Here is a 25,780-nt window from a genome sequence, read left to right as displayed (position 1 = left end):
CTAAAGTAACCATTTCATGCCCAAGCAGAGCTTGTGCGTTGGAAATAAATTTCTAAGGTTTTTAAATCCTATCCGTTTCCAAACCAAGCTAGCCACGCTTTTTCATCGTATCCACCAAGGTCGGGGTTTGGTTTGAGAGTAATTCTTGAACTGCTTGCCTTTGTCGCGCTTGTGTGCTGTGAAAAATCGGGAAAACTTGACCCACCCGCCCAATCGTTGAAGTGCGACCGCCGATTTTTCGCAAGGAGACACAAGCAAGCGACTTCCCCTCCCATCGTTTAAATGCTCCGCCGAAAAGAAAAGCGGCGCTTATTCTTTTCGTGGGTTAAAGGAGGGGTTAGGGGAGGGATAAACAATGGGCGGGCGGGTGAAATTTCTTTTGCGATTGAAAAAACATTATTTTTCACTTGATTCGATAAATCGAATCTGAAGACCACTCCGCAGAGGTAAACTCTGCTACGCTCCTAAAGTATGGGCATCTGCTATGCTCCTATCGGAGCATAAACGCATCGCCGTGCGAAGCTACCAAAGCCAAGCAGTTGGCTTTGGCTTAACGCTCCTCCTCTCATACCCAAAGCGTTGCTTTGTGTATTTGAGATAAGTTTTATGAGGTTTGCATTATGTTTTACTTAATTTAGTTTTTAAACTGAATCCAATAAACATAAATGTAAAATCTCAAACACCACCAAAGATTTTCAAGGAAAAATAATGGCTCAAAAAACACTTCTCATCATCACTGATGGGGTAGGATATAGTCCTAAAACCAAGTATAACGCCTTTTATCAAGCAAAAAAACCTGCTTATGAATGGCTATTTACCCATATCCCGCATTCATTTATCAAGACCTATGGGATGAGCGTGGGGCTTCCTGATGGGCAAATGGGAAATTCTGAAGTCGGGCATATGTGCATAGGTTCCGGCAGGATTTTATATCAAGACCTTGTTAAAATCTCACTTGCCATCCAAGAAAATCGCATCCAAGAAAATCCCGCTTTCAAAGCCATCTGCAACGCTTCTAACACCATCCATTTATGCGGGCTAATAAGCGATGGCGGGGTGCATTCGCATTTGGATCATTTTCTTGCGCTCGCTTGTATTCTCCAAAGTGCGGGCAAAAAAGTCTGGCTCCATCTCATCACCGATGGCAGGGATGTCCTGCCAAAAAGCGCCCAAACCTATCTGGAAAAAATCACGGGGATTTGTTCTCCAAATATCAAAATCGCTACGATTTCTGGGAGATTTTATGCAATGGATAGAGACAAGCGCTGGGATCGCATCGAGCGTGCTTATGAAAGCATAGTTTTGGCAAAAAACAAAAGCCCACTATCCCCACAAGCCTACATCGATGAGAGCTATGCACAAGAAATCACTGATGAATTTATCATCCCCGCAAGCTTTGGCGATTATGAAGGTATGCGTGATGGCGAGGGATTTATTTTTACAAATTTTAGAAGCGATCGTGCCAGAGAAATTATTGAGGCGATTGGGAATGGGGATTTTGATGGTTTCAAAAAAGACAAACAAATCCGCCTAAATATCGCAACGATGACGTGCTATGATCAAAATTTCGCTTACCCCGTGCTTTTTCCCAAAGAAAAAATCCAAAACACCCTCGCTGAGGTCATCTCAAACGCAGGGCTTACCCAAGCCCATATCGCTGAAACCGAAAAATACGCTCACGTAACATTTTTTCTCAATGGGGGGATTGAAGAGCCTTTTATCAATGAAACCAGGGTGCTTATCCCCAGCCCCAAAGTCAGCACTTATGACCTCTGCCCGCAAATGAGTGCGCCAGAAGTTTCTTCTGCGGTGCAAAAATTTATGAAAATGGGGACAGATTTTATCGTGGTGAATTTTGCAAACGGCGATATGGTCGGGCATACCGGGAATATGGAAGCAGCGATAAAAGCTATCGAAGCCCTAGATACCGAGCTAGGCAAGATCATTGCGTGCGCTCAAGAACTCGATTATGCCCTCATTATCACGAGCGATCACGGGAATTGCGAAGAGATGAAAGATGATGCGGGCAATATGCTTACCAACCACACCGTTGGCGATGTTTATTGCTTCGTGATGGGCAAAAATGTCTCCCAGATCAAAGACGGCGGGCTTAACAACATCGCAGCGACGACTCTGAAGCTCTTGGGTCTGCAAAAACCTGATGAGATGGATGGGGCATTGTTTTAGGATAATACATTTTCTAAAGCGCACTTTTAGGAGCAAGGCTTCCACTTATTGTGTTTCACTTGATTCAGTTTTAAAAAACTGAATCTGAAGACCGCTACAGCAGGCAAAGCCTGCTTTCGCTCCTAAAGGATTGGGTTATAACGGCGTGCGTTGCACTTCGTTATCAACCCAGTTTCTAAGGTTTCAAACTCTAAAAAACCTTGTCTTTATTATTTTTAAGGTTTTTATTATTTCTGACTGGGTTTATTTTGCAAACAAACCCAAAGGCCGCGTTGCAGAGCAAAACCCTGACCTCTAAAGCATTGCCTGTTTGCGGGATTTATTCCAAACGGCACTTATTGCCAAATTGGCGTGAGTGGCAAGGTTGCAGAGATTTTTTAATTTTGCATTTTTACTCGCCCCAAAATTCCAAAACCTAAAACCCTCGTTTGTCCCCCCATATGCGGATATGTAGCCTATCAGAAAGACAAAATCCCTCACGGAGGCAAAGCGGGAGAATCGCTTGGATATTTTCATTCAATTCTTCTTCATTCACCCCTTGAGGCATTAAAAAAATTTTATTCCCTTTGAGCTTGAGCTTAGAAAGCAAATCCCTGATTTCCTCCAAAGCCCGCCCATCTTGACACATTTTGGCATTCAAGACAAATTTAAAAACCACGTGAGGGGCATTATCAATAATGCTTTGAATCACTTCGGGCTTGATACGTTTTTTGAGCGGTTCGCCCGAATTGCTAAGCTTCACGCTCAAGGTAAAATAAAGTCGCCTTAAAAGCTCGTTAAATCCAAACGGCACGCTCGCATTGCTTTCCACGCAAACCCGATGATTTCGCTCCAAAAAATACGCAATAACCTCAAGCAAAATGGGATTTTTGAAATGCAAGCTCGGCTCCCCGCCAGTAATAATCACATCAAATTTGCCAGGCGAAAAAGATGTCATTTTTTCTATCAATGTGGTGCTGTTTGCAAAAGATTCCCATTCCTTAGCATAAGAAAAATTCGCTGCATAAATGCTATCGCAACCCAAAAATTCGGCTGTGTCTAGCTGGCTTTTGATACCAAATCCCGCACAAGAGAGATTACACCCCCCAAGCCTAAGAAACACGCTCGGTGTGCCGATAAATTCCCCCTCGCCCTGCAAACTATAAAAGATTTCAGAGACAGCTAGCATTGGATTTGAAGCGGGGGTGTGGGGTTGATAAATGGCTTGAGTGTGTGGTTGGCAGTAGGATTTTTGTGCGATTTTGCGGGATTTTCACAAATATTTCGATGGTAGGTTTTTAGCTTTTCAAACATCTTGGCGTCTTTCCATTCGGAGAGAATTTCCTCTGAAAACACCACCGAATCCAAATGGATATGCCCCATCAGATCGGGATTCTCCAAATCCTCCCTAAAAGCCTCTGCATAGCCGTGATCGGTCTCGTGGACACGCACAGAAGTAACATTTATATCACCCTCAGCGTTATTAAATTCAGTGGCTTGGAGGATTTTATCGATAAAAAACAACAGCAACAATGCGTAATTTTCAGCACTCGGATTCACAGAGAGTTTCACATACCTTGCGGAATTTTTGAGGATAAAATCGATAAAATCAGGGTCTTCTTGATCCCAAAAATGATGGGCGTGATCGAACCCATCGATAAAATCTGCAATCTGGTTTTTAAAAATCCCAAAATCAAGCACCATCCCCGCACGATCTAGCGACCTCGCCCCGATAAAAACCTCAACTTTATAGTTATGCCCGTGGATACTTGTTGAACACCTTTTTGATGTGCAATTACGCACCATATGTGAAGCACAAAAACCAAACAAACGCCGAATCACCATTGGTTTAATCCTCTTTTTACGCTTTAATTGCAGGGCCAATAATAAGGGAGGCTACGATAATATTGGTAACGCTCAGGACGGGAAAAATCGATCCTCTCAATCGTGTGGGTGATAAGATCGCGGAACAAAAAACTATAGCCACAGGTTTTTCCATTGACACTCCCATCGACATATAAAACACGCTTTTTTAGATTCAGATCATACCAATCCAAAACAAAATGGTAACTTGAGAGATAATTCAAACTCTCTGAATAACCACTCAAAGCAAATGTTTGCTTTGCATCTTGTGTGCAATAAAACTGATCCCCATACCAATAACACGCCGGTGTAATGCCATCGCTTATCATCGAATAGCTAAAATTGACATTAGGGTAGGATTGGATACTGCGAAACAATCGGACAAAAATCGCATTTTTTGCATTTTTTAGAGGTAAATCCTGCTGTTTATAAACACTAGAAAATCCGTGCCTTTGGAGTTCATAAATAATCAAATCAATATAATAACCCGTTAAAAGATCATTTTTATTATAAATCACAGCGATAGGGGCATTGGTATTAAAAATATAATCTTTTTCAATCATCGAATAATAACCCATATCCAGCCGATTCGCACAGCCCAAAAATAACCCTATCAACGCAATAAAAATAAATATTTTTAATTTCATTAAAATTCTCCAAAACATAATCTATAAAAGTATATCGACAATTTCATTATTGTAGCCACGATTCCAGAGTTTCCAAATCTTCATAGCTTGTCATATCCAGTGTGATGGGCGTGATAGAAACATACCCATCAGCCACCGCAGCAAAATCTGAGATCCTACCGCTAGGATGCTCCCTCTCATCCCAAGCCAGCGGGTGTAAGCCCAGCCAATAATACTCCTGCCCGCGGGGATTGCGCCCTAGATGGGCTGCATTGCTATAAAGGCGATAGCCCTTTTGGGTAATCTTGTATCCCTTGCACGCAGAAGGGCTGATTTGTGGGATATTGATATTCAAAAATTTCCTCTTGCCGAGCGGGAAACGTGCGTCAAAAATCTTTTGCACCACATCAGCAATAACTTGCTTGGCTAATGAAAAATCAAATGTATCACTCCAATTTTTATCCCGCATTACTTGAGAAATCGCAATCGAAGCAATCCCTTGAATCACGCCCTCCATCGCCCCAGCAGCCGTGCCAGAATATGTGATGTCTTCGCCCATATTTGAGCCTAGATTGATACCTGAAATCACCAAATCCGGGCGAAATTCTTCTTTGCAAAGCGCATTGAGAGCAAGATACACGCAATCAGCGGGCGTGCCATCATCAAGCTTGTAAAAATCATCATCGATTTTTACAAACCGCAGGGGTTTTGTCAAGCTCAGCCCGTGCCCGCAAGCAGATTTTTCACTTGATGGGGCGACGATGAGAATATCAGCGATGGGGCTAAGGGCGTCTCTTAGGGCAAGAAGCCCTTTGGAATCATAGCCATCATCATTGGTGAGGAGTATTTTTTTCTTCATAGATAGTCCTTTAGCAACGCATTGAGATTTGAGCGCAACCCCCCATCAAAATGCTCCAGATCAGATAAAATCTCCGCTTGAAGTTCTTGATTTTTTGCCCTTGCTCCCACAAGCCCCAAAAGATTGACATAACTATTTTTTCCCGCATCATTTTGCGTGGTTTTGAGTGCTTCTTCTTCTGACTGGGTCACATCGATGATGTCATCACGGATTTGAAAATAAAGCCCTAGTTTCAGCCCAAAATCATACAAAGCACCCTCAAGCTCGCTAGAAACATTCGCAATTATCGCCCCCATTTTCAAGCTTACTGCGATGATCTTGGCGGTTTTGTTTCGGTGGATTTCTTCAAGCTTGTCTATTTCTAAACGTTGGCCCTCAAAAAAACAATCCATCGCTTGCCCGATAATCATCCCGCCAATCCCGCCTTTATCGGCAAGCTCTCTAATGAGTTTGATTTTGACCCCATCATCAAGTCGCGCAATGCTTAGCAAATAAAACGCGTAGGTATTCAAAGCATCGCCTGCCAGCGTGGCTGTAACCTCATCATACGTATGATGGAGCGTGGGATGACCCCTACGCAAACTCGCATTATCCATCGCAGGCAAATCATCGTGGATAAGCGAATATGTATGCAAGCACTCTAGTGCCAAAGCAGGCAAAAAAGCATTCTGGCTCAAAGCGGGGTTACTAGCACACACCACAGAAAGCAAAAGCTTGGGGCGAAATCGTTTGCCACCATTTTCTATCATCTCCCAAAATGCGTGGGCAAAATGCGGGTGGAAGCCCCCGATTTTAGGCTTAGAGGCGATGAGAAATTTTTCAAATTCTTCGCAAGTTTGATGGTAAAAATTCACATCCATTATTTTCCTCATAATTTGATATAAAATTCCAGCCCATTACGCATAATCAAGACTTCCATATCATTGCGCAAACCCGCCTTGCTCAAAGCGCTCCGCAAAGAATCATTGACTTTTGCTCGAGAATCATCGCCTTTTTTTATCACGCTGGTTTTGTTGATCCAAACAATCTTATCCCCCACCTGCAAAACATCGAGCTTTTCAGGGGGATTTTCATCAATACGCCTGATAGTCAAACTCTCATCAAGCCAAATCCCAAATCTTTCCAAAAATGTATCTGGCAACAAAAACCCTCCATAACGCCTATCTACAGAGACTTTGAGCGTCTTTTTTTGATTGTCCCTTATCAAAAGGACTTCGGCTTCTTTTTGATAAGGCAAATTACTCACCACCCATTCAAAATCCTCATACGACCCCAGAGGCTTGTTGTTGATAGACAAAATCACATCGCCGGGCAAAAATGGATTTTTTTTGAAAAATGGATCGACTTGACGCACGATGACATAGCCATCTCTTTGGACCACTCGCACGCCAATATCACCATAATAAGGCGATTTTTGATTCAAAAATCTATCCAGATAGGTTTTGTCAATAAAATAATTTCCCCCTACCCCAATCCCATAGATTTGATAACAAATATTTCCAACAACGCCATTTCTAGCCACAGGCGCAGAAAATTGCGCATAATGAGTAAAGCCTGTCTGGGATTTTAGAATCTTGCCCTTTGCAGAAGAATTATAAGCGATACTGGAGAGCTCTTTTTTCCTTGCGTAGTTATCGATATTTAAGACTTGGTAAGCCATTTTTGGGGCTTTTGGTGTATCGATGAGATAAAGCCCTACAAACGGATCAGCTTTGAGGATTTTTACGCCCTTTGGGGGGAGGACTGAAAAAAGCAACGACACATTGCCTTTGGCGGTTTTGATAGAGACAGCACGCTGTTTTGATTGATTTGAGCCAAAATTTGAAATTTGGCTTGAGGCTTGTTCATAGTATTTGACGCAGTAAGAAAAGTCATAGCTAAAAGCATTGGCAAATATCGCAAAAAGCAATAAAATCGCGGGCAAAATTTTATGTGTCATTTTGCCCCAAACGAACCCAAGCCACCTAGCATTTGGAATGCCATTGATTTTTTGTTTTCTTCCACGCTTTTATAAGCGTCATTGATCGCGCTCATCAAGAGGATTTGCAAGGATTCTTTATCAGAGAGCAGACTATCATCAATGCTAATATCAATAAGCTCGCCCCCGCCATTGATACTCGCACTCACCAGCCCGCCACCACTTTTGGCAGTAATGGTGGTTTCTTTTGCCTTTTGCTCAAGATTGGCAAATTCCTTTTGCATATTCCCAAAAAGACTTCCAAACTGCTCAGGATCAATCATTTTACACCTCTTTTTTTGTCGATAAAATCTTGTTATTATCATCTACCATCACGACTATGGGGGCGTAGTCTTGTAATTCAGATTTTTCATAGCTCCCATAAGCTACGATGATGATAGTATCGCCAATTTGGACTTTCCTTGCTGCTGCACCATTGAGACAAATCTGCCCAGAATCGGGATGTCCCAAAATCACATACGTGCTAAAACGCTCACCATTATTGACATCAAGGATTTCTACTTTCATCCCCTCAAGCAAGCCTGCAGCACGAGCAAGCGAGGAATCAATCGTTATCGAACCGATATAGTTTAGATTCGCATCCGTAACTTTAGCACGATGTATCTTGCTATAAAGCATTTCAAATCTCATCAAAATATCCCGTGTTTTATTGGGATTTTAACATATTTTGATCCAAATTGATGGGTTTGCCTGTAAAATAGCCCTGAACATAATCCACCCCTAACGATTTGACTTTTTTATAAATCTCTCTGGTGCTAACAAACTCCGCAATCGTTGCGATATTTAAAGCCTTTGCAAAATTCACAATGCCCGCTACAATCTGGGCTTTTTTAGTGTCTTTATCAATATCTGTGATAAAGCTACCATCGATCTTGATAAAATCTATCGGGATATGCAACACGATTTCAAGATTAGAATAACCACGACCAAAATCATCGATGGCGATTTTTGCCCCAGTCTTTTTGATGGCTTCAAAAAATGCTACTAACGTAAAAAAATCCTTCATCCTTTGATATTCGGTGATTTCGATGGTTACCAAATCCCTCAAATCCCTACGCATAATCTCTTGGAGTAGCCATTCAGAGATTTCAGGATCTTCAATATCCTCGACATTAAGATTGATAGAAACCCCAATCTTGCTTTGAGTAGCAACATCAAAAGCTTTTTGAATCAAACGCTTGATGGACTCGACATACACGATGGTATTTTTCAAAACATTGAAAAAATCTTTGGGATAAATCAGCTCATTATTATGGGTGCAAATCCTTGCAAGGGCTTCGTATTTAAAAATCTTTCCGGTTTTTAGATCGATAATAGGCTGGAAATAAGGTATCAGAGTATCATCGACAAAAGCCTGATAGACAAGCTTGGTAATCTTGATTTTTTCTTGGATATTTTTCAGACTTGATTGGCTTTTGTCAAACACAATCAAATGCTGGTGGGAATTTTTGGTATCCAAAAGCGCACAAAATGCTTCTTTTAAAACATCAAACCGATACTTAGAACGCCCATCTACAGAGTATTTGGAAGAAATGCCAATATCAAGTGAAAGCGATATTTTCACATTACGATTGATGGTAAATTCATACTTTACAAATAGATTTTTAAACGCATTGATATTTTTGACAAATGTCTTTAAAGAGACCGATTTGTCTGTCATCAAGGCAAAAATCCCAAAACCCAGCGTATAAAGCTCATAATTTTTTGGGAAAAAATCCGAAGCTTTCAAAACAAAATTTCTTACCATCTGCGAGATGGCTTTGATACCATAAACAATGCCGATCCCATTGAAATTATCAATCTCAATCATCGCAAGATTAGCGACATTATGCCCGTAAATTTTTTTGATAAATATATCAATGTTGTTCTCTCGACTTTGAGAAACGTCTAAAACATTGCCATCCACTATGATCCTAACTATAGTCTATATATCCCTCTTTTGGGAGCGTGAGATCTATATTTTTTGGGAGATAATGGAGTATTTTATCCAAAAAAATCTTCTCGCCCAGCATATCCCCGCAGAGTAAAACACTTTTTATACTAAAATTCACGCTCACATCACGAACAAAATTCCCCAAAAACTCTGCCATTGAATCGATAAATCCATAACTCAATGTCGCCTCATCTAATCCGGCAATGCGAAAACTCATCGAAGAACGAATAATCTTAGGAAAATCAAGCTCCAAGCCAGCATTTTCATTATTTTCATCATCTTTACGCCTAAGCTTAAAATCAATGCGAGGCCCTTTGTCCCGAACAAATTTTTTGGCGTGATGGAGAATCTCCTCACTCCCTAAGCAAAAATCTTCACGATACCCCAAAATAAACCCAGCAGTCGAAAATATATCCATCATATTTGAACTCATCATCGATTCTTTTGGTAGGGCATTGAGGCGCTGGGTAATTAATTCAAAATGTGATGTGAAGTTTTTGAGGAGTTTTTTGCCATCTTTGTAGTGGTTTTCTATGGCAGCAACGATGTGCTTGGGATTGGCTTCAAAGTGAATCGGCAAGGCAGTTTTATAGGAAGAACCCTCTTTAATCCAAAAACACGTCGGATTTTTTTTGCTCAAAAACACGATCAATTTTTGATGATTTTTTGGCGGGGTCTTTGGGGATTTCGGTGTTGATGGAGGTGTTGATGGAGACTCGGACGTGGGTATTTTACTATCTTTAAAATGCTTAGCAATCACATCAAAAATACTCTTTGAATGTTGTGAAATTCTCGTATCTAACCACAATCCATCCCTACTCATCACAACTTCACGCTCTTTTGGGATAGGGAAATGATCGTAGCTCAAATCACAGGTTTTATCCCCGCTATCACCATCTTGCAAAAAAACATACCCCATATCAAGTTCCAAAGCAAACAAGCCCAAGATTGAGAGTATGAGATCATAAGGGAGTAGCGCATTAAATTCAAAATTTGAAGCAACACCGCCATCTTGAAGCAACAAAGAGGCAAAAACTTCCTTAGGGCAAAGCTTGGTGCGTGGTTTTTCATAGCTTGCCAAAAGATGAGATTGTGCGGTCTCTATGCGTGTATAGGTCAAAACATTTGAGAGATCCCAGAACATAATATTTTGCGACTTTTTGACAAAAGAAAATTCTTTTAACCCCCGTGAAGTCTTGATACATAATGTTTCGTGATTTTTAAGGCGACTGGCGAGTTTTTCAAACATATCTTGCAAAAAAGCGGGGTTTATTTTCGTTTTTGGAATAGTTTTTCCCATAAATGCGATATTTTTCACCCAAGCTTTGAGGTTGCAAAAATCGGCAGAATTTTTATCAAGTATCTGGCTCATCTGGGAGGCGTCAGGAAATTTATCAAAACTAGCGGGGATTTTAGAATTAGATTGCCATTTTAATCCAAGGTCTTGATGGGCTTTAAGCTCAACAAAATTAAAATCCAGCGACATTGGGAGTCTCGCCCCGATGGTTTGGGCAAATTCAAGGGCGATTTCTGGGGTAGTTTGCAGATAAAACGAATAAAAATTGCCGTTATTACTGACAGAAAAATGCTCAGCAAAACTGAGATTTTTTTTTGAGGCGTGATATTTCAAAAAATACGCAAATTGACGGATAGAATTAAAATATTTTTGGGTGGAAAAAATAAATTCAAATACCATCTAATAGCCTCGAAAAGAAAAATCTGCAATATCTTGCAAATCCCTATCATCAACCTTGCGAACTTTCATACCTAGCGAAATTAGATAGTCTAGGGCTAATTTTTCTGCCAAAAGCGCGCCTTTTTTGACCTCAGAAGAAAGCTTAAATGCCGTATCTTCGCCGATAACTTCAGGGACGATACCAATGATTTTTACCGGTGGGAGATCGCCTAGAAGCTCGGTGAGTTTGAGTGTTTGGAGCATTTCAACTTCGTGAGCGCTACCTGCCCAAGTGATGATCTCAGGGACATTATCAAAATCAAAACAATACACCTCGCCCACCTCCGCTTTCTCAACACTCACACAATCAAGAATCAAAACCCGATCGTAAGATGTGATGATAGGGATGAGGACTTGTGCCATCGTCCCCCCATCGACAAAATCGAGCTGGTGTTCGCCCTCAAAGGCATAGTTGAGTTTCAAGAGATTGCAAAGATGCACGCCAATGCCCTCATCTCCAAACAATATATTTCCAATGCCTAAAACGAGAAGTTTCAAACGCTAAACTTTTAGATCTTTTTTGTAGCGCAAACCACTAATCATCGCATCAGCACCGCCATTGGGGTATTTTAGAGAATTCCAAACCACCATATAGATATGCACAGGGATAAAAATAATAAACGCCCACGTTACAATATGATGGATCAGTCTGACATTCGCTAGCCCCCCACACAAGACCTCAAACCATTTAAAACAGACTTCAAGGACAGCCCCTAGCCCGGTGTGATAGACATTGTAATACAAAACCACGCCGGTAAGAGAAATCAGTAAAACCAATACACCCAAAACAAAATAAGTTACGAATTGTAAAGGATTGTAAGCGCCCTCAATATGCGGGTGTTTGCCAACAAATAAATAAGTCTTGATTTGATCTATCCAGATTTTAGGGGATAGGCAAGCAAAAAACGAAATCCGCTCAGGATGAGAACCTTTGTCAAAAATAAACAAATAAACCCTAAAAATCGACACACCAATGAGTGCAAAGCCCAAAAACAAATGCCAGCTCCGAATATAAGCTTGCAAAAAATTTGTGGGTTGCGAACTAGGTTCGGGTTGCAAAAATGGATAAGCGATATAAAAACCTGTAAAAATCAATCCAAAAATCGCAAATGCACGAACCCAATGGAATATCCTCGTAAGCCCGGAAAACTCTTTGTATGCGTGAAATTCTTTTTCTTCTGTAACAAGTGTTTGTTTCATTTTTTCCCCCTAGATTCTTGCGAATGCAGGATCGACTTTATATTCGCCAATTTCATTGCCTTTTACATCCATCATATGCACCGAACAAGCGATACAAGGGTCAAAGGAATGGATCGTGCGGATAATCTCAAGCGGTTTGGTAATATCTGCAATCTGTGTGCCGATCAAGCTCATTTCATAAGGACCTTTTTGCCCTTTAGCATCCCTTGGTCCCGCATTCCACGTCGATGGGACAACGGCTTGATAGTTTTCTACCACGCCATTTTTTATCCGCACCCAATGGCTTAGCATCCCTCGTGGCACTTGCCCGATATACCTGCCCTTATACTCTTTATCTTTGTCGATGACATAAGGGGCACAGGTTTGTTTATCGGATTTAAGATTTTCTATGAGAGAATCGAGAGTTTTTAAGCCATTATCAACAATCACTTTGGCTTCAATACCCCTGGCTGCTGTCCTGCCAAGCGTGCTAAAAATCGCCTCTAAGGGCAAGCCTGTGTCTTTGAGAAACTTCGTTGCGACTTCGGTGATATAGGGATTTTTTGCCGCAAGCCCTACAACAACTGACGCCAAAGGTCCTACTTCCATAGGCATTTCATTGTATCTTGGGGATTTTATCCAAGAATATTTTCCTTTCAAATCAAGCAATTTCGTATCAATAAGCTTGCCTTCTGGCCCAAAACTCTGCCCATCTTTAAAGCCAGTATATTTGGGATTTGTCTGCCCATCATAAGGTTGCAACTGGATTTCTTTGGTATTGTCATATTCATACCACGAATGCGTAACTTCCTCTTTGATGAGATTTTCATCAATCGGATGGAGCTTGCTCAAATCACCATTCAAAACAATCCCAGTGCTCAAAAGATTTTTATCCTTAGCAAGCAAAATCTCCTCATAAGCAATAAAATTCGTAAGACCGCAACCTTTTGTAACCGATTGCTCATTTTTAAATACCTTGCCTGCCATCACAAGATCAGGATAATACGCCCGATCAACAAAATCCTTGACCTTTTCAAATTTGAACTTCCATTCTGCCAACCTTGAGGGATCAAGAATATCCATCACCGAAGTTACGCCCCCAACGGTCAAGCTCTGTGGGTGGGGTTGCTTTGCCCCAAAAATAGCTGTCATTTTCGCTGCTTCTCTTTGAATCTCAAGAAGCTTGAGATAATGCGAAAGCACGATGAGATTTTGCTCAGGCGAGAAATGATAGGTTTTATGCCCCCAATAGCCGTTATTAAACGGCCCCAAAGCCCCTTGTTTGACAAAATCACTCACACGTTTTTGCACGGCTTTGAGTTCATCTTCGCCCGCAGATATTGGATAATCCGTATAATCAAAAGCGATCTTGGCTGCTTTTGCCGGATCGGCTTTGAGTGCGGAGGTAATATCACACCAATCAAGCCCGTGAAGGGTATAAAAATGCACCACGTGATCGTGCAAAAACAAAGCAATATTCATCAAGCTCCTCACCAATAGCGCATTGAGCGGGGGTGTGATACCCAAAGCATTTTCAACCGCCGTGATACCTGCTTTGTAGTGAGAATAGGTGCAAACCCCACAAATCCTCTGGGCAATAAACCCAGCATCTCTTGGGTCACGATTCTTGATGATAGTCTCTAGTCCCCTAAAAAGCGTCGAAGAAGAAAACGCATCCTGAATCACATTATTTTCATCAACGATGACTTCAATCCTCAAATGTCCCTCTATTCTGGTGATTGGATCCACTACGATTCGTTTTGTCATTTTCTTTCTCCCTTATTGTTCGTCTTTATTTTTTACGAGGCTTGAAACTACAGCGTGTGCGGCAATACCCACAGCCGTTGCGGCTAAAATAACCGTTCCGATTGTATTGGCGGTTTTGTCCGCGCCAATCCCATCATAAGAGGTGTGAAACAATCGGTTGCCAATAGGCTCTTCAAAAGGACTCATCGTATCCCAAAAATTTGGCTCGGAGCAACCAATACAGCCGTGTCCTGCTTGGATAGGCCAGCTGGTGTGCGAGTTGAAACGGAGTTTGGAGCAATTATTAAACGTATAAGGACCTTTACAGCCTACTTTATAGAGGCAAAATCCATTTTCTGCATTTTGATCGCCAAAACTCTGCACAAATTCGCCCGCGTCAAAATGCCCTCTTCTTTCACATAGATCGTGGATTCGATGACCATATGCCCACGTAGGGCGATTGTAAGCATCCACAGCAGGCAATGTCCCAAACATAATGAAATACATCACATTCCCAACGATATTTTTTTCACTCGGTGGGCAACCAGGCACATTGATGATGGGTTTGTTGATGATTTTACTCAAGGGTTTGGCATTGGATGGGTTGGGATAAGCAGCCTGCACACCCCCAAAGCTCGAGCAAGTCCCGATGGCAAATATCGCTGCAGCGCCCTCTGCGGCGTGGCGACACTCTTCTGCACCGGTGCGACCATTCGCACCAATTGTCAAGAAATATTCTGTCCCTTGAGGGATACCCCCTTCTACCATCAAGATATAGTTGCCTTTGTGCTTAGCGATAGCATTTTCGAGGTTTTGTTCGGCTTGATAACCTGAAGCTGCCATAATGGTCTCGTGATATTCCAGATTGATATAATCAAAAATCACACTATCAATGCTAGGATCTTCTGTCCGCAATAAGCTTTCACTACAACCGGTGCATTCTGCCATGTGTAGCCAAATCACAGGAATCCTATTGGCGATTTCAGCAGCTTTTGCTGTCAAGGGAGCAAAACTCGCAGGCAGTGCCAACGTCGCTGTCATTGCCCCTGCCCATTTCATAAAATCCCTGCGGTTGATACCTTTTTTATCAAGTTCTGTATTAAGGTCTTTATCAGCATTGTGGGCTTCCAATCTGGAGAGTCTCTCTAAGCGAGCGGTGATTTGTTCAAACAGACGATTATTTTTATCTGGATTTTGCATTGTTGAAACCTCCTATATATGTTTCAGTATTGTTTGTTTGTAAATCTTGAAGATTTTGTGAAATACACTCTATAACTTTTTTCCTAAAAAAACAAGATAAGTGAGAAATATTTTCCAAATAAGTGCCAATAAGCAACACAAAAAAATACTATACAAGCCACAATTCAAACAAATCAAACGCTAGATAAATTAAGTAATTTTTAGATAAACTCTAAAAAGCTTAAAAATCAAAACCAAAAGAAAGTCAAAATTTTAGGAGATCACGTTGCAATTGAGTATTTTATTTGGTGGTATCAGCTGGGAACACGAAATCAGCATCGTGAGTGCTATCTCACTCAAAAAAGTCTTGGGAAATAAAATCGAGCATTTTATTTTCGCTGATTCCTCCCATCATTTTTACCTCATCCCCGCACAAAATATGAAGTCGAGCTTTTTTTCCTCACAAGATTACAAAAAATGCACCCGTATTGAAATGAGATTGGGCGGTTTTTATGCTCCCTCACTTTTTGGGAATAAGCCCATCGCTTCGACAATGTTTATCAATCTCATCCACGGAGCAGATGGGGAAGATGGGACTATCGCTTCGCTTTTGGAGTTTTATAAGATACCTTTTATCGGTCCAAGAATCGAAGCGTGCGTTTTAAGCTTTAACAAATACCTCACCAAGCTATATGCCAAAGAAAGAGGGGTAAAAACATTGCCTTTCAAGGTCCTACGCAAACACAGCCCCAGAAATATTGAAAGTATCGGGAATGACTTCCCAATGATTATCAAGCCCAACAGACTGGGGAGTTCCATCGGTGTTTCTGTCATCAATTCTGCTGATGAGATTGACTATGCTATCGATAGTGCTTTTGAATTTGACAATGAAGCTCTTATCGAGCCTTTTATCAAAGGTGTGAAAGAATACAATCTTGCAGGTTGCAAGGTCGCAGAAGGAAACAATGGGGACAATGAATATATTTTTTCTATCATTGAAGAACCCAGCAAAAAAGATTTGCTAGATTTTGAAAACAAATACCTCGATTTTTCTCGAACCGAACAAGTCCTCAAAGCCGATATTTCAGAGAATCTTGAGGAAAGAATCAAGGAAGCTTTCAAAAAAATTTATTGCGACAAATTTGAAGGGGCGCTCATTCGATGTGATTTTTTCGTGATTGATAATGAAATCTATCTCAATGAAATCAATCCGATTCCAGGGAGCTTGGCTAACTATCTTTTTGATGATTTTGTTTGTGTGCTCGAAAATCTCAGCACCCACCTACCCACAAAAGAACCGATCAAAGTCTCTTATAAATACATCGAAAAAATCCAAAATGCCAAAGGAAAATAAGGGCGAAATAATGGCAAAACGATCCGTGATTTATGAGGGCAACCCCTTTGAGATTGCCTACACATTTCACAACCACCGAGCCGAAAAAAATATCATTTTTTTGCACGGCTGGGGGAGCAACAAGGAGCTGATGGAACAAGCTTTCAAAGATGTTTTTAGCGACTTTAATCATTATTATATTGATCTGCCTGGTTTTGGAAATTCTCCTAATTCTGTGGTGATAAGCACGCAAGCTTACGCCAGTATCCTCGATGTATTCTTCCGCACCTTAGACATCAAGCCCGATCTCATCGTAGGACACAGCTTTGGAGGCAAAGTAGCACTGCTATGCGAAAATGACGCCATCATTTTGCTAAGCGCTGCTGGTATCCTCACACCCAAGCCACTAGATGTGAAGATAAAAATCGCATTAGCCAAGGCATTGAAGTTTCTACATATCCCGACGAAAATGTTTAGAAGCGCTGATGCTAACGGGCTAAATGAAGCGATGTATCAGGTTTTTAAAAATGTCGTGCAAGAAGATTTTGCACCCCAATACAGCGCTTGCGTGAAAAAGACTACGATTTTTTGGGGCAAACAAGACAGCGCCACCCCGCTATCTAGCGGTCATAAAATCGCAAAACTCATCGGGAAAAGTCGGTTTTTTGCCTTGGATGGGGATCATTATTTTTTCCTCAAACAAGCTAAAATCATCGAACAACAATACCGCTACAAGGAATCTTGATGACAAAAACAATCAAAATCACCATCACTGGGAAGGTTCAAGGCGTGGGGTATCGGAAGTTTTCCAAAGCCAACGCCGATACGTTGGGTATAACTGGCACAAGCAAAAACCTTGCCGATGGGAGCGTAGAGATTTACGCCCAAGGCGAACAAGCCCCGCTTGATACGTTTTTAGACTTGCTAAAAACAGGCCCACAGCGGGCTAATGTCAATGATTTAAAATGCGAAGCCATAGCCGGCAAGCATTTCAGTCATTTTGAAATCTTAGAATGACTAAGGAGAGGTTATGGATTGGTTAAACATCATTGATGACATTTCGCGATGGCTTTTTATCTTTTGTATCACGTATTATTTGATTACGAATTTACAATGGTATCACTACAGCCTTTATCGTGTCATCACCAAACACCACAAACAAAAATGGCATTGGATTCATTTTATTCTCCCCATCGCTGTGTTTTTGATCTCGGGTTTTTATGGGGAAAATATTATTTTTTATCTCTATTTGTATTTTATAGAAATCCCCTTACTCACATTCTGGACGCTCAAACTCGATAAAAAGCTCGTTTTCACCAAACGTGTCATTCGGTTTTTTATCATTTGTTTTGCATTTTTAAGCTTCAATGAAATCCTTACATTTATTTACAAAGATTTCGACCAAAATCTACGCTTCCTCTATCTCTTGCCATTGGTGTTTGGTTGGTTTTTTTCAAAGCTTTATGAAAATCTCTTGCTCAATCGCTACACCCAAATCGCAAAAGACAAGCTAGAATTGATGACATCATTAAAAATCATCGCCATCACGGGGAGCTTTGGCAAAACAAGTATCAAAAACTTTTTGCACCAAATCCTCCAAAGCAAATATAATGTTTATGCCTCTCCCAGAAGCGTCAATACACTCACGGGGCTCATCGAAGATGTCAATAAAAATCTCGAATTTAGCACAGATATTTATATCGCTGAAGCTGGGGCGAGGCAAAAAGGCGATATAAAAGAAATCGCTTCATTTTTGCAACCCCACTATGCTATCATCGGAGAAGTCGGCGAGCAACACATCGAGTATTTCAAAACATTTGAAAATATTCTTGAAACAAAATTTGAACTTTTTAACTCCAATCGCCTCAAAAAAGCGTTTGTCTATGACAAAAATCCGATTCCAGATACCCCAAACAACATAGTCAGCGAAAAAAAATCCCTCATCCAGCCCTACCCTAGCGAAGTCAGAAATATCACAGCCACGCTCTCTGGCACGTCGTTTGAAATGAAACTCAATAATACGTGGTTTGAATTTAAAACAAGCATTCTAGGGGAATTTAACGTCGCTAATATCAGCGCTGCTATCCTTGTCGCCCAGAGTTTCAAAATCCCCATAGAAGAGATCCAAAAATCTGTTTCACGGCTTCAAAGCGTGCCCCATCGCCTCCATCTCCTCAATGTCAATCAAAAAACCATTATCGATGATAGCTTCAATGGCAATCTCAAAGGGATGCTTGAGGGTATCCGCTTAGCAAGTCTCTATCCTGATCGAAAGGTTATCGTTACGCCCGGACTTGTTGAAAGCGATGACGCCTCGAATATCAAACTCGCCCAAGCCATTGATGGAGTCTTTGACATCGCTATTATCACCGGCGAGCTAAACTCAAAAATCTTATCAAGCCATATCAAAAAGCCCCAAAAAATCATCCTCAAAGATAAAACCCAGCTAGAAAATATCCTCAAAGCCAGCACGCAAATAAAGGACTTGATTCTTTTTGCTAATGACGCCCCAAGTTATATTTAGGAGATAGTATGGATAGGATTTATTCCCCTTGGCGAAGCGAATATTTTGGAGGCAAAAAAGATAGTTGCGTGTTTTGCGATATCAGCCTTGCTAAAGAACTCGATGAAGAAAATCGCGTGATTTATCGTGATGAAATCTGCTTTGCTGTGATGAATCGCTATCCCTATACGCCCGGGCATTTTATGATTATCCCCCATACCCATACCGATAGCCCCGAGCTTTTGAGCCAAGAGCATTGGCTACATATCCACAAACTTTCTCAAAAAGCCGTCCCGCTTTTGTATGAATATGGTGCGAGCGGGGTAAATATTGGGATGAATATCAAACAAGCTGGCGGGGCGGGAATCCCCGAACATATCCACCTGCATATATTGCCCCGATATATCGGTGATACCAACTTTTTCACCACCATCGCAGAAGGCAGAACCTATGGCGTGGATTTCCAAAAAGTTTATGAAAAAATAAAAAAATTAGCTCAAAAATACTTCAAGGAGTGATTATGAAAAAAATCTGTATATCTATTATTTTGTGCATTTTTGCTTCCAGCCTCTCTGCAAATAAATACGATTATCTCCTCTTTAGCAACAACTACACCGAAGTCCGCAAGGGCATTGATTTGGGAGCGGATGTTAATTCACGCCTGCGAGGTAGCACGCCACTCTATGATGCCTCACGCAAAAACAATATGGATATTTTATATCTCCTCATCAATCGTGGCGCTGACATCAATGCGCTTAGCCACGGCGAGACAGCCTTGCACAAGGTCGTGCAATTTGGCAATCTCAAATTTGCCCAAATCCTACTAAAAGAGGGCGCAAACCCCAATATCAAAGATTCGATTCGGGGCAACACCCCTTTGCATTATGCGGTTAGCAAACAAGATAAAAATATGATTTCCTTGCTAATGCAGCACGGCGCCGATATGTATATAGAAAACAACAATGGCGACACGCCCGCACGCTACATACTTTCCAAAGTCAATGTCCCTGCAATGAAAGTCGGCAATAATGATATAGTATTGAGTTCAAGCCCTTTTAGTATCGGGCAAGGATCGGTGAGTTTTAACATTGCCAATCTTACGAAAAATTTCATCACCATCACCTACGCAGCGCTGTATATCAATGGCGATCTGATTTCAGAAACAAGCCTCAATCGCACCCTACCCCCGCAGGCTGGGGCGAATGTCGGCACACTGCCTATCACAAAAGAAGCTTATAGGAGTCTTTCGATCAAACGCTCTGGGAGTGTCAATATCAAATATGGTTTTGCGATTGAATACACGATCGATGGCAAGACAGAAAGTATGTATAAAACAACTAAAATACAAATGCAGATGTGGTAAGCCAAAGGGAAAATCGAGGGGCTTCAAAGCACCAAAAGTAAGTTTGAAGAGCCCACCGATGTTTTTTAAATTTTTTCTAAAATACTAATGCCCCATAAATAGCGTATGTCAGGCAAGCAATGATTATAAAGAGCGAAAGATTCTATTAAAACAACTCATTATGCAAGTAGATATTAATCGCAATGCCCGCATTTTATTGGGAATGGGGATTTATATTATAAGTCATTTATAATTTTTTCTTTTGATGAATTTAACTCGGATGAAAAATTTTCTATCCTTTCGTTTATAGCTGTAAGTTTTGATATGAGACTATTTTGCCCTGTGATAGGTGGTAGTGAAATATCAAGATTCAAAAGTTTTTGTTCGTTTATTCTTTTGCGACCTGTTGTTCCGCTACTTAAAGAATCCAATATATCCATATAGTAAGGCGTTTTTAAAACCATAACTAAAAACTTATCATTAATAATATTTTTGTCTATATCGAAATTTAAAAAATCCGCCGTTATCACCGCACCATCTAGCTCATCGCCAATAACACCAAATGCACCATTTCTGGCATCTATTTTTGAAATGATAAATTGTCCTTTTTGCACAATAAATTGATTTTTTGTGCCTATTTTTTCGCCTTTTATCTTATCACGCAAAAATACTCCGCCACCTTTGGTTTTAATGGTGATCCTCTTATAAAAATCGTTATTATTGATACGAATTTGATTTTTAACCCTAGTTAAAAAATCACCAAATTTAACTTGTGGGTAAGGACTTGAAAATTCACTTACACCCAATGCGTTACTTTTGTAATCAAACAATCTTAAATCTTTATAGCGAATAACTTTTACGCCTGTTTTGTTTGAGGTTGGAGTATTTTGGTTTATACCTAAAGCTATATTTATGTATTCATTTATTTCATTTTCTAGCTTCGCTTTTTCATCTTGCGCGGCTTTTATTTTATTTTCTATCGCTTGCAAATCATCAATGATTTTATTTTGAATCTCTAGCGGTGGGAGCGGGATTTGCAGAGTCTTAATAAAGTTAAAATTACTCTCCGTTTTTATACCTTTTGTTCGTTTTGTGGCAATGTATTCTAAAAACGAACTTTGCTTTAGTATCAAATACAAAAAGTGTTTATTTATTATTTCTTCATTGACGATATAGGGTTGGTAATGCGTAGAGGCATAAATTTTATCCTCTTTACAAATTGCAACTGCACCTTGATGAAAATTTATATTTGATACGAGCAAATCACCTCTATATACAGCATACATATCCATTCTGGTTTTTGGCTCTTTTCTTAATTCAATATGTGATGAAGCAAATGGAATTTTTGCAACAATAGGGGTTATTCCATCATATTGCTCTGGTTTGATTTTTTCCTTCCTTGGTATTAAAATTTCTTCTAAATAAATAAGTTCAAATTTACTATTTAATCCTTGTTTGCCCGTATAAAAGCCAATATCCCAACGAATTAAATCCTTAAATCGAACAATTTTCACATCACTCATAAAAATTACTCCAAGCGATTTTATAGCCTTTTATAAATTCTTTAAATAACGTTCCGATGCCTTTTTCTTTGATTATTTCATCATATTGACCCGTTTTATCGTTATAGATATGCTCTTTACTATCTACCAAATCATTTGCCACGCTATCGCCTGTTTCGCCTGTGGTTGTGATCCCTGTATTTTCTGCGTGAGCGAGAAAAATAGGATAGTCAAAATCATTTTTAGCCCTTTGCCAAGCTTGTTGGCTAATTTGCTTCTCTAAGGTTACAAGCTCTTTTTTGGCTATAGCTTTGGCGTTTTTATCAAATTCAACTGCTTCGCCTTTTTTTGCTTTATATTTTATGATGGCGTTTAACTCCGCAATCTTGCTCGCATTGTCATTGTATAAATCAGTTGTATGTTTGGCGAGTAAATTATCCCATTTTGCTTTATCCGCGTAACTAAACTTTTGTATAAACAAAACGGAAGTTTTTACATTGGCTTTGCTTGATTTAAAGGTGGCTTCACCAAGCGATACAACAGCTCTGATAAATGCACGCCCCTCAACAAACTTACGCACATACTCTGTCTCATTTGAATTTAAAACCGTTTCAGGCAAAACAATACCCAACCTGCCATTTGGCTTTAACAAGTCCAAACAGCGATTGATAAACAAATGTTCTGTTTTATCGGCAGTCAAATTTGGTTTTAATTCAAACAGGCTCGCAATGGGTTTGCCAACATTTTCCAACACCTTTAGCTGTGCTTTTTGATAAGTTTCCTTGCCATATCTTTGATAATATTCCTTAACGTATTCGGCATAATTATCTCGTGGCTTTATTTTTTCGTTAGGTTCATACCTAAGCTCATTATCATCAGCATATCTCATCACGCTATCAGCTGGTCTAATAATATCATCTTTGCTTACTTGCGAGCCAAAAGGTGGATTGGTAAGAATAACATCAAAGCGATTTTCAAAAATTCCATTCACATTAAGCAAACCATCGTGATGGTGAATACCGCCGTGTCCATCTCCGTGCATAATCATATTCATTTTTGAAGTGCGAGCCATCCTGTCATTGGCATCAGTCCCGTAAATAAAGAAATTTGAAAGTTTATAAAGCCTTGTATTTTTACTAGACTCATCATTATCTAGTTCTTTTTGTAACCTTTCATACTCATCTTTTAAAAGTTTTGCTTGTTTGTTGGTGATGCTCTCTTCATCTTTACCTTTTAACAAATCACTTTTAAACTTCTCATATTGTTTAATGATGTCTTTTTGAATATCGTGTCTCACTTTATTAAAAATGTTGATTAAAAATCCGCCACTCCCACTACTTGGATCGCAACAAACCTCATTTTCACAAGGGTTTATAACCTCTACCATAAAATTTACTACGCTTCTTGGCGTAAAAAATTGCCCTAACTCTCCACGAAATGTCGTTCCCAAAAATTTTTCAAAAGCTATGCCTTTAATGTCAGCAGAAGTAAGCGATAGATTATAAATTTCAAGCTCTTTAATAATGCGTTTTATTGTGGTTTCTTTTAGCTCTATTTTTTCATTTTCTTTAAAAATTTGGTCTTTTGCAAATTCTTTTTTTGTGTTTTCAAATATTGCTTGTAATGCACTTTCGTTTGAAGGTCTGCTTAGATTATTTTCCTCTTCTTCTATATATTGCAATGAAAAAATATTTGTTTTTGCTTTTCGCTTTTGCGCATTTCGTTCAATAAAAACCTTCATAAACAAAATCTTACTTATTTCATCAAAAGCCTTACTAGGGTCGTATTTTTCAGCATTTCGTATTATGTTATGGCACTTATCAAGTAGCTTGGCAAACTCATCTTCCTTAAAAGCAACTAAGGATTTTAATAAATTTTCTACATCCTTATCCGTATCGCCATTTTTCGGGATATTTGAAATTTCAACCCTAAAACCTGGCGCTTTTTCCTTGATGACTTTCCAAAATCTGGTTTCATTACTATTATGAGTTACAAAAAATGGCGCATCTGAAAGTCTTGCATAAAGTTCGCCCTGCAAATAATCGTTAGCGCCTATGCGGATATTGTCGGCCTTGCATTCTACAATGATAAAAGGGTTGTTTTGATCTATTTTGTCACTAGCGCTTTTATAAATCGCTATATCAGCCCTTGCTTGCGCTCCTCCCCGCTGTCCTGTTGCAAAGTCAAGTTCCTCTGCCATTTGGTTTAATTCATAGCCATAGTCATTGACTAGTTTGCATACAAAATTTTGACGGACAATTTCCTCGGGCTTGGCTACAAGCCATTTACCTCTAATGTGGCTATAAATATCGCCATTTTTATTAAATTTTACTTCTAGTTGCATTTGTTTGCTTTTATTTTTTTAACTTTTTTGTCACAATCTCCCGACTTTGACAAATTTTTGAGTGTAGGCAAAAGCTCGCTACCTACGTTTTCAAGAATCCCAGTCATCTTGTTTCCCTTATTTTTTGTGTGATTATAACACAACGCACAAACTTGGAGCTTTGAAGCCAGCTACATTGCAGTGTTTTAGATATGTTTAAAAACTACTTTGAGAAACTATTTACCCACCCTATGGACCTCAAGGACTTTGGCATTGAGGCAAACCTCAGCATTCCAAACTTCAAAACTATCGTCTTCTTGCAATGAAGCAAGATCGGCGATCTTCCCCTCACGCACGATCTGCGCATAGCCAGATGCTATAAAATTTTTGGGATTTTTAGCTTCTAAGAGCAACTTATTTTCTTTGATTTTTCTATCTTTAGCACCCAAAAAATATTCCATCGCACTATCAAGCCCCAAAGACTCGAGCGCTTGGGATTTAAAATCGAGCAGATTTTGAAAGCTTTTAAAAAAATAATCTCGCAATTCTAAAATCTCTTTGGCATTCCTATCAAATCGCACCTCATAGCTGACTTGCTTAAAATCATCACGCAAATGCGCGATCTTTTCTCCCGCAGTGCGCAACAAATCAGCCATCTTTGCTTCCATCGTGCCTCTGGCTTCATCTAAGCGCAACAGCCATTCTCTCCCATCAGGCAAAATCATCTCCATACAAGCAGAGGGCGTAGGCGCACGCAAGTCAGCGACAAAATCACTGATAACAAAATCGATCTCGTGTCCCACAGCAGAGACAATCGGGGTTTTTGCAGCAAAGATCGCATCAGCGACTATCTCTTCATTGAATGCCCACAAATCCTCCATACTCCCCCCGCCTCTAGCAATCACGATCACATCAAACGCGTCTTTTGTGCCAGCAAAACTATCGGCATAAGCGATGTTTCTAGCGATGTCATTTTTTGCCTCATCGCCTTGAACCAATGTATTGATACACACGAGCGTGCTAAGCTGCCAGCGATTTTGTGCGACACGTTTCATATCTTGAAGCGCTGCGCCCGTGCTTGAAGTGAGCAAAGCGATTTTTTTGGGAAACAAGGGGAGTTTTTTCTTTTTGTCCGTATCAAAATAACCTTTTTGAGCTAGCTTATTTTTTAGCTGTTCATACGCCAAACCCAGCGCCCCCACACCGCTTGGCTCTAAGCTTTTGGCAATGATTTGATACTCCCCTTTAGGCACATAAACACTAAGCCCCCCGCTAACGATGACTTTTTGGGCATTACTAAGCTCAAAGCGCACGCGCGAAGCATTCCCCCTAAAAAGCACACACCGAATCGAAGAATTTTCATCCTTGATACTAAAATAAATATGCCCGCTACTATGCTTGGTGAGATTGCTGATCTCACCCTCTACCGCAACATCCAAAAATGTCGTTTCTACTAGCGATTTGATCTGGGAATTGATTTGTGAAACGCTAAGAATTAAAGAACTCGCCACCA

Annotated in this window: 24 protein-coding genes; 7 read left to right on the top strand and 17 right to left on the bottom strand. The window is 40.2% G+C overall.

Going from position 1 to position 25,780, the window contains the following annotated elements:
- Positions 1-708: 708 nt before the first annotated feature.
- Complete coding sequence (gene gpmI / locus BJI48_RS08010) at positions 709-2,187, top strand: 2,3-bisphosphoglycerate-independent phosphoglycerate mutase (RefSeq protein ID WP_095333803.1); 1,479 nt, start codon at positions 709-711, stop codon at positions 2,185-2,187.
- A gap of 415 nt (positions 2,188-2,602) precedes the next feature.
- On the opposite strand, the gene BJI48_RS08005 is transcribed toward gpmI, so the two are convergent.
- From BJI48_RS08005 to BJI48_RS07940, 14 genes are read right to left on the bottom strand one after another with little or no spacing between them, the layout of a single operon-like run.
- Positions 2,603-3,355 carry a 7-carboxy-7-deazaguanine synthase QueE gene (locus BJI48_RS08005; RefSeq protein ID WP_095333801.1) on the bottom strand — a complete coding sequence of 251 codons (753 nt, stop codon included), beginning with the start codon at positions 3,353-3,355 and terminating at the stop codon, positions 2,603-2,605.
- Positions 3,349-4,011, bottom strand: coding sequence for a 6-carboxytetrahydropterin synthase (locus BJI48_RS08000; protein WP_095333799.1), 663 nt, complete (start codon positions 4,009-4,011; stop codon positions 3,349-3,351). The genes BJI48_RS08005 and BJI48_RS08000 overlap by 7 nt, the downstream gene beginning before the upstream one ends.
- A 23-nt stretch (positions 4,012-4,034) precedes the next feature.
- Positions 4,035-4,676 (bottom strand): hypothetical protein, encoded by a 642-nt coding sequence (locus tag BJI48_RS07995; protein ID WP_095333797.1) that lies wholly within the window; start codon positions 4,674-4,676, stop codon positions 4,035-4,037.
- Positions 4,677-4,722: 46 nt separating this feature from the next.
- Positions 4,723-5,514, bottom strand: a complete 792-nt coding sequence (surE, locus tag BJI48_RS07990) for a 5'/3'-nucleotidase SurE (RefSeq protein WP_095333795.1) — start codon at positions 5,512-5,514, stop codon at positions 4,723-4,725.
- Entirely contained in the window at positions 5,511-6,374 is an 864-nt protein-coding gene (locus BJI48_RS07985) for a polyprenyl synthetase family protein (protein WP_095333793.1), read from the bottom strand. Before BJI48_RS07985 ends, surE begins: the two co-directional genes overlap by 4 nt.
- Before the next feature lie 8 nt (positions 6,375-6,382).
- Positions 6,383-7,453 (bottom strand): PDZ domain-containing protein, encoded by a 1,071-nt coding sequence (locus BJI48_RS07980; RefSeq protein WP_095333791.1) that lies wholly within the window; start codon positions 7,451-7,453, stop codon positions 6,383-6,385.
- Positions 7,450-7,755, bottom strand: coding sequence for a YbaB/EbfC family nucleoid-associated protein (locus tag BJI48_RS07975; protein ID WP_095333789.1), 306 nt, complete (start codon positions 7,753-7,755; stop codon positions 7,450-7,452). The genes BJI48_RS07980 and BJI48_RS07975 overlap by 4 nt, the downstream gene beginning before the upstream one ends.
- Before the next feature lies 1 nt (position 7,756).
- On the bottom strand, positions 7,757-8,122 hold the full coding sequence (gene panD, locus BJI48_RS07970; protein ID WP_095333787.1) for an aspartate 1-decarboxylase: 366 nt from the start codon (positions 8,120-8,122) through the stop codon (positions 7,757-7,759).
- Between the two features lie 16 nt (positions 8,123-8,138).
- On the bottom strand, positions 8,139-9,398 hold the full coding sequence (locus BJI48_RS07965; RefSeq protein ID WP_095333785.1) for an EAL domain-containing protein: 1,260 nt from the start codon (positions 9,396-9,398) through the stop codon (positions 8,139-8,141).
- Between the two features lie 7 nt (positions 9,399-9,405).
- Complete coding sequence (locus BJI48_RS07960; RefSeq protein ID WP_095333783.1) at positions 9,406-11,121, bottom strand: hypothetical protein; 1,716 nt, start codon at positions 11,119-11,121, stop codon at positions 9,406-9,408.
- Complete coding sequence (locus BJI48_RS07955; protein ID WP_095333781.1) at positions 11,122-11,658, bottom strand: HyaD/HybD family hydrogenase maturation endopeptidase; 537 nt, start codon at positions 11,656-11,658, stop codon at positions 11,122-11,124.
- Positions 11,659-11,661: 3 nt separating this feature from the next.
- The gene (gene cybH, locus BJI48_RS07950) at positions 11,662-12,360 is read right to left on the bottom strand and encodes a Ni/Fe-hydrogenase, b-type cytochrome subunit (RefSeq protein WP_095333779.1); all 699 of its coding nucleotides are present in this window, start codon (positions 12,358-12,360) and stop codon (positions 11,662-11,664) included.
- Positions 12,361-12,369: 9 nt separating this feature from the next.
- Positions 12,370-14,106 (bottom strand): nickel-dependent hydrogenase large subunit, encoded by a 1,737-nt coding sequence (locus tag BJI48_RS07945; RefSeq protein WP_095333777.1) that lies wholly within the window; start codon positions 14,104-14,106, stop codon positions 12,370-12,372.
- Between the two features lie 12 nt (positions 14,107-14,118).
- Complete coding sequence (locus BJI48_RS07940) at positions 14,119-15,285, bottom strand: hydrogenase small subunit (RefSeq protein WP_095333775.1); 1,167 nt, start codon at positions 15,283-15,285, stop codon at positions 14,119-14,121.
- Between the two features lie 265 nt (positions 15,286-15,550).
- Between BJI48_RS07940 and BJI48_RS07935 the strand changes: the two genes are divergently transcribed.
- Genes BJI48_RS07935 through BJI48_RS07910 form a run of 6 tightly spaced genes read left to right on the top strand, consistent with a single transcriptional unit; the run spans position 15,551 to position 20,463 of the window.
- Positions 15,551-16,618, top strand: a complete 1,068-nt coding sequence (locus BJI48_RS07935) for a D-alanine--D-alanine ligase (RefSeq protein WP_095333773.1) — start codon at positions 15,551-15,553, stop codon at positions 16,616-16,618.
- Between the two features lie 10 nt (positions 16,619-16,628).
- Positions 16,629-17,342: an alpha/beta hydrolase gene (locus BJI48_RS07930; RefSeq protein WP_095333771.1), complete on the top strand. Its 714-nt coding sequence runs from the start codon at positions 16,629-16,631 to the stop codon at positions 17,340-17,342.
- On the top strand, positions 17,342-17,614 hold the full coding sequence (locus BJI48_RS07925; protein WP_095333769.1) for an acylphosphatase: 273 nt from the start codon (positions 17,342-17,344) through the stop codon (positions 17,612-17,614). Before BJI48_RS07930 ends, BJI48_RS07925 begins: the two co-directional genes overlap by 1 nt.
- 13 nt (positions 17,615-17,627) lie before the next feature.
- Complete coding sequence (gene murF, locus BJI48_RS07920) at positions 17,628-19,121, top strand: UDP-N-acetylmuramoyl-tripeptide--D-alanyl-D-alanine ligase (RefSeq protein WP_095333767.1); 1,494 nt, start codon at positions 17,628-17,630, stop codon at positions 19,119-19,121.
- Positions 19,122-19,129: 8 nt separating this feature from the next.
- Positions 19,130-19,618 carry an HIT domain-containing protein gene (locus tag BJI48_RS07915; RefSeq protein ID WP_095333765.1) on the top strand — a complete coding sequence of 163 codons (489 nt, stop codon included), beginning with the start codon at positions 19,130-19,132 and terminating at the stop codon, positions 19,616-19,618.
- Between the two features lie 2 nt (positions 19,619-19,620).
- Positions 19,621-20,463, top strand: a complete 843-nt coding sequence (locus BJI48_RS07910) for an ankyrin repeat domain-containing protein (RefSeq protein ID WP_095333763.1) — start codon at positions 19,621-19,623, stop codon at positions 20,461-20,463.
- Between the two features lie 215 nt (positions 20,464-20,678).
- Here the strand turns inward: BJI48_RS07910 and BJI48_RS07905 are convergent, their stop codons facing one another.
- From BJI48_RS07905 to xseA, 3 genes are all read right to left on the bottom strand, one after another.
- Positions 20,679-21,965, bottom strand: a complete 1,287-nt coding sequence (locus tag BJI48_RS07905) for a restriction endonuclease subunit S (RefSeq protein ID WP_095333761.1) — start codon at positions 21,963-21,965, stop codon at positions 20,679-20,681.
- Positions 21,958-24,288 carry an N-6 DNA methylase gene (locus BJI48_RS07900; RefSeq protein ID WP_095333759.1) on the bottom strand — a complete coding sequence of 777 codons (2,331 nt, stop codon included), beginning with the start codon at positions 24,286-24,288 and terminating at the stop codon, positions 21,958-21,960. The genes BJI48_RS07905 and BJI48_RS07900 overlap by 8 nt, the downstream gene beginning before the upstream one ends.
- A gap of 215 nt (positions 24,289-24,503) precedes the next feature.
- Entirely contained in the window at positions 24,504-25,778 is a 1,275-nt protein-coding gene (gene xseA, locus BJI48_RS07895; protein ID WP_257874441.1) for an exodeoxyribonuclease VII large subunit, read from the bottom strand.
- Between the last annotated feature and the right edge of the window lie 2 nt (positions 25,779-25,780).

It is taken from the genome of Helicobacter sp. 11S02596-1 (genome assembly GCF_002272825.1).
Taxonomy (GTDB): Bacteria; Campylobacterota; Campylobacteria; order Campylobacterales; family Helicobacteraceae; genus Helicobacter_J.
The sequence above is the reverse complement of the archived record's forward strand: the minus strand, read 5'-3'. Positions and strand labels throughout refer to the sequence as shown.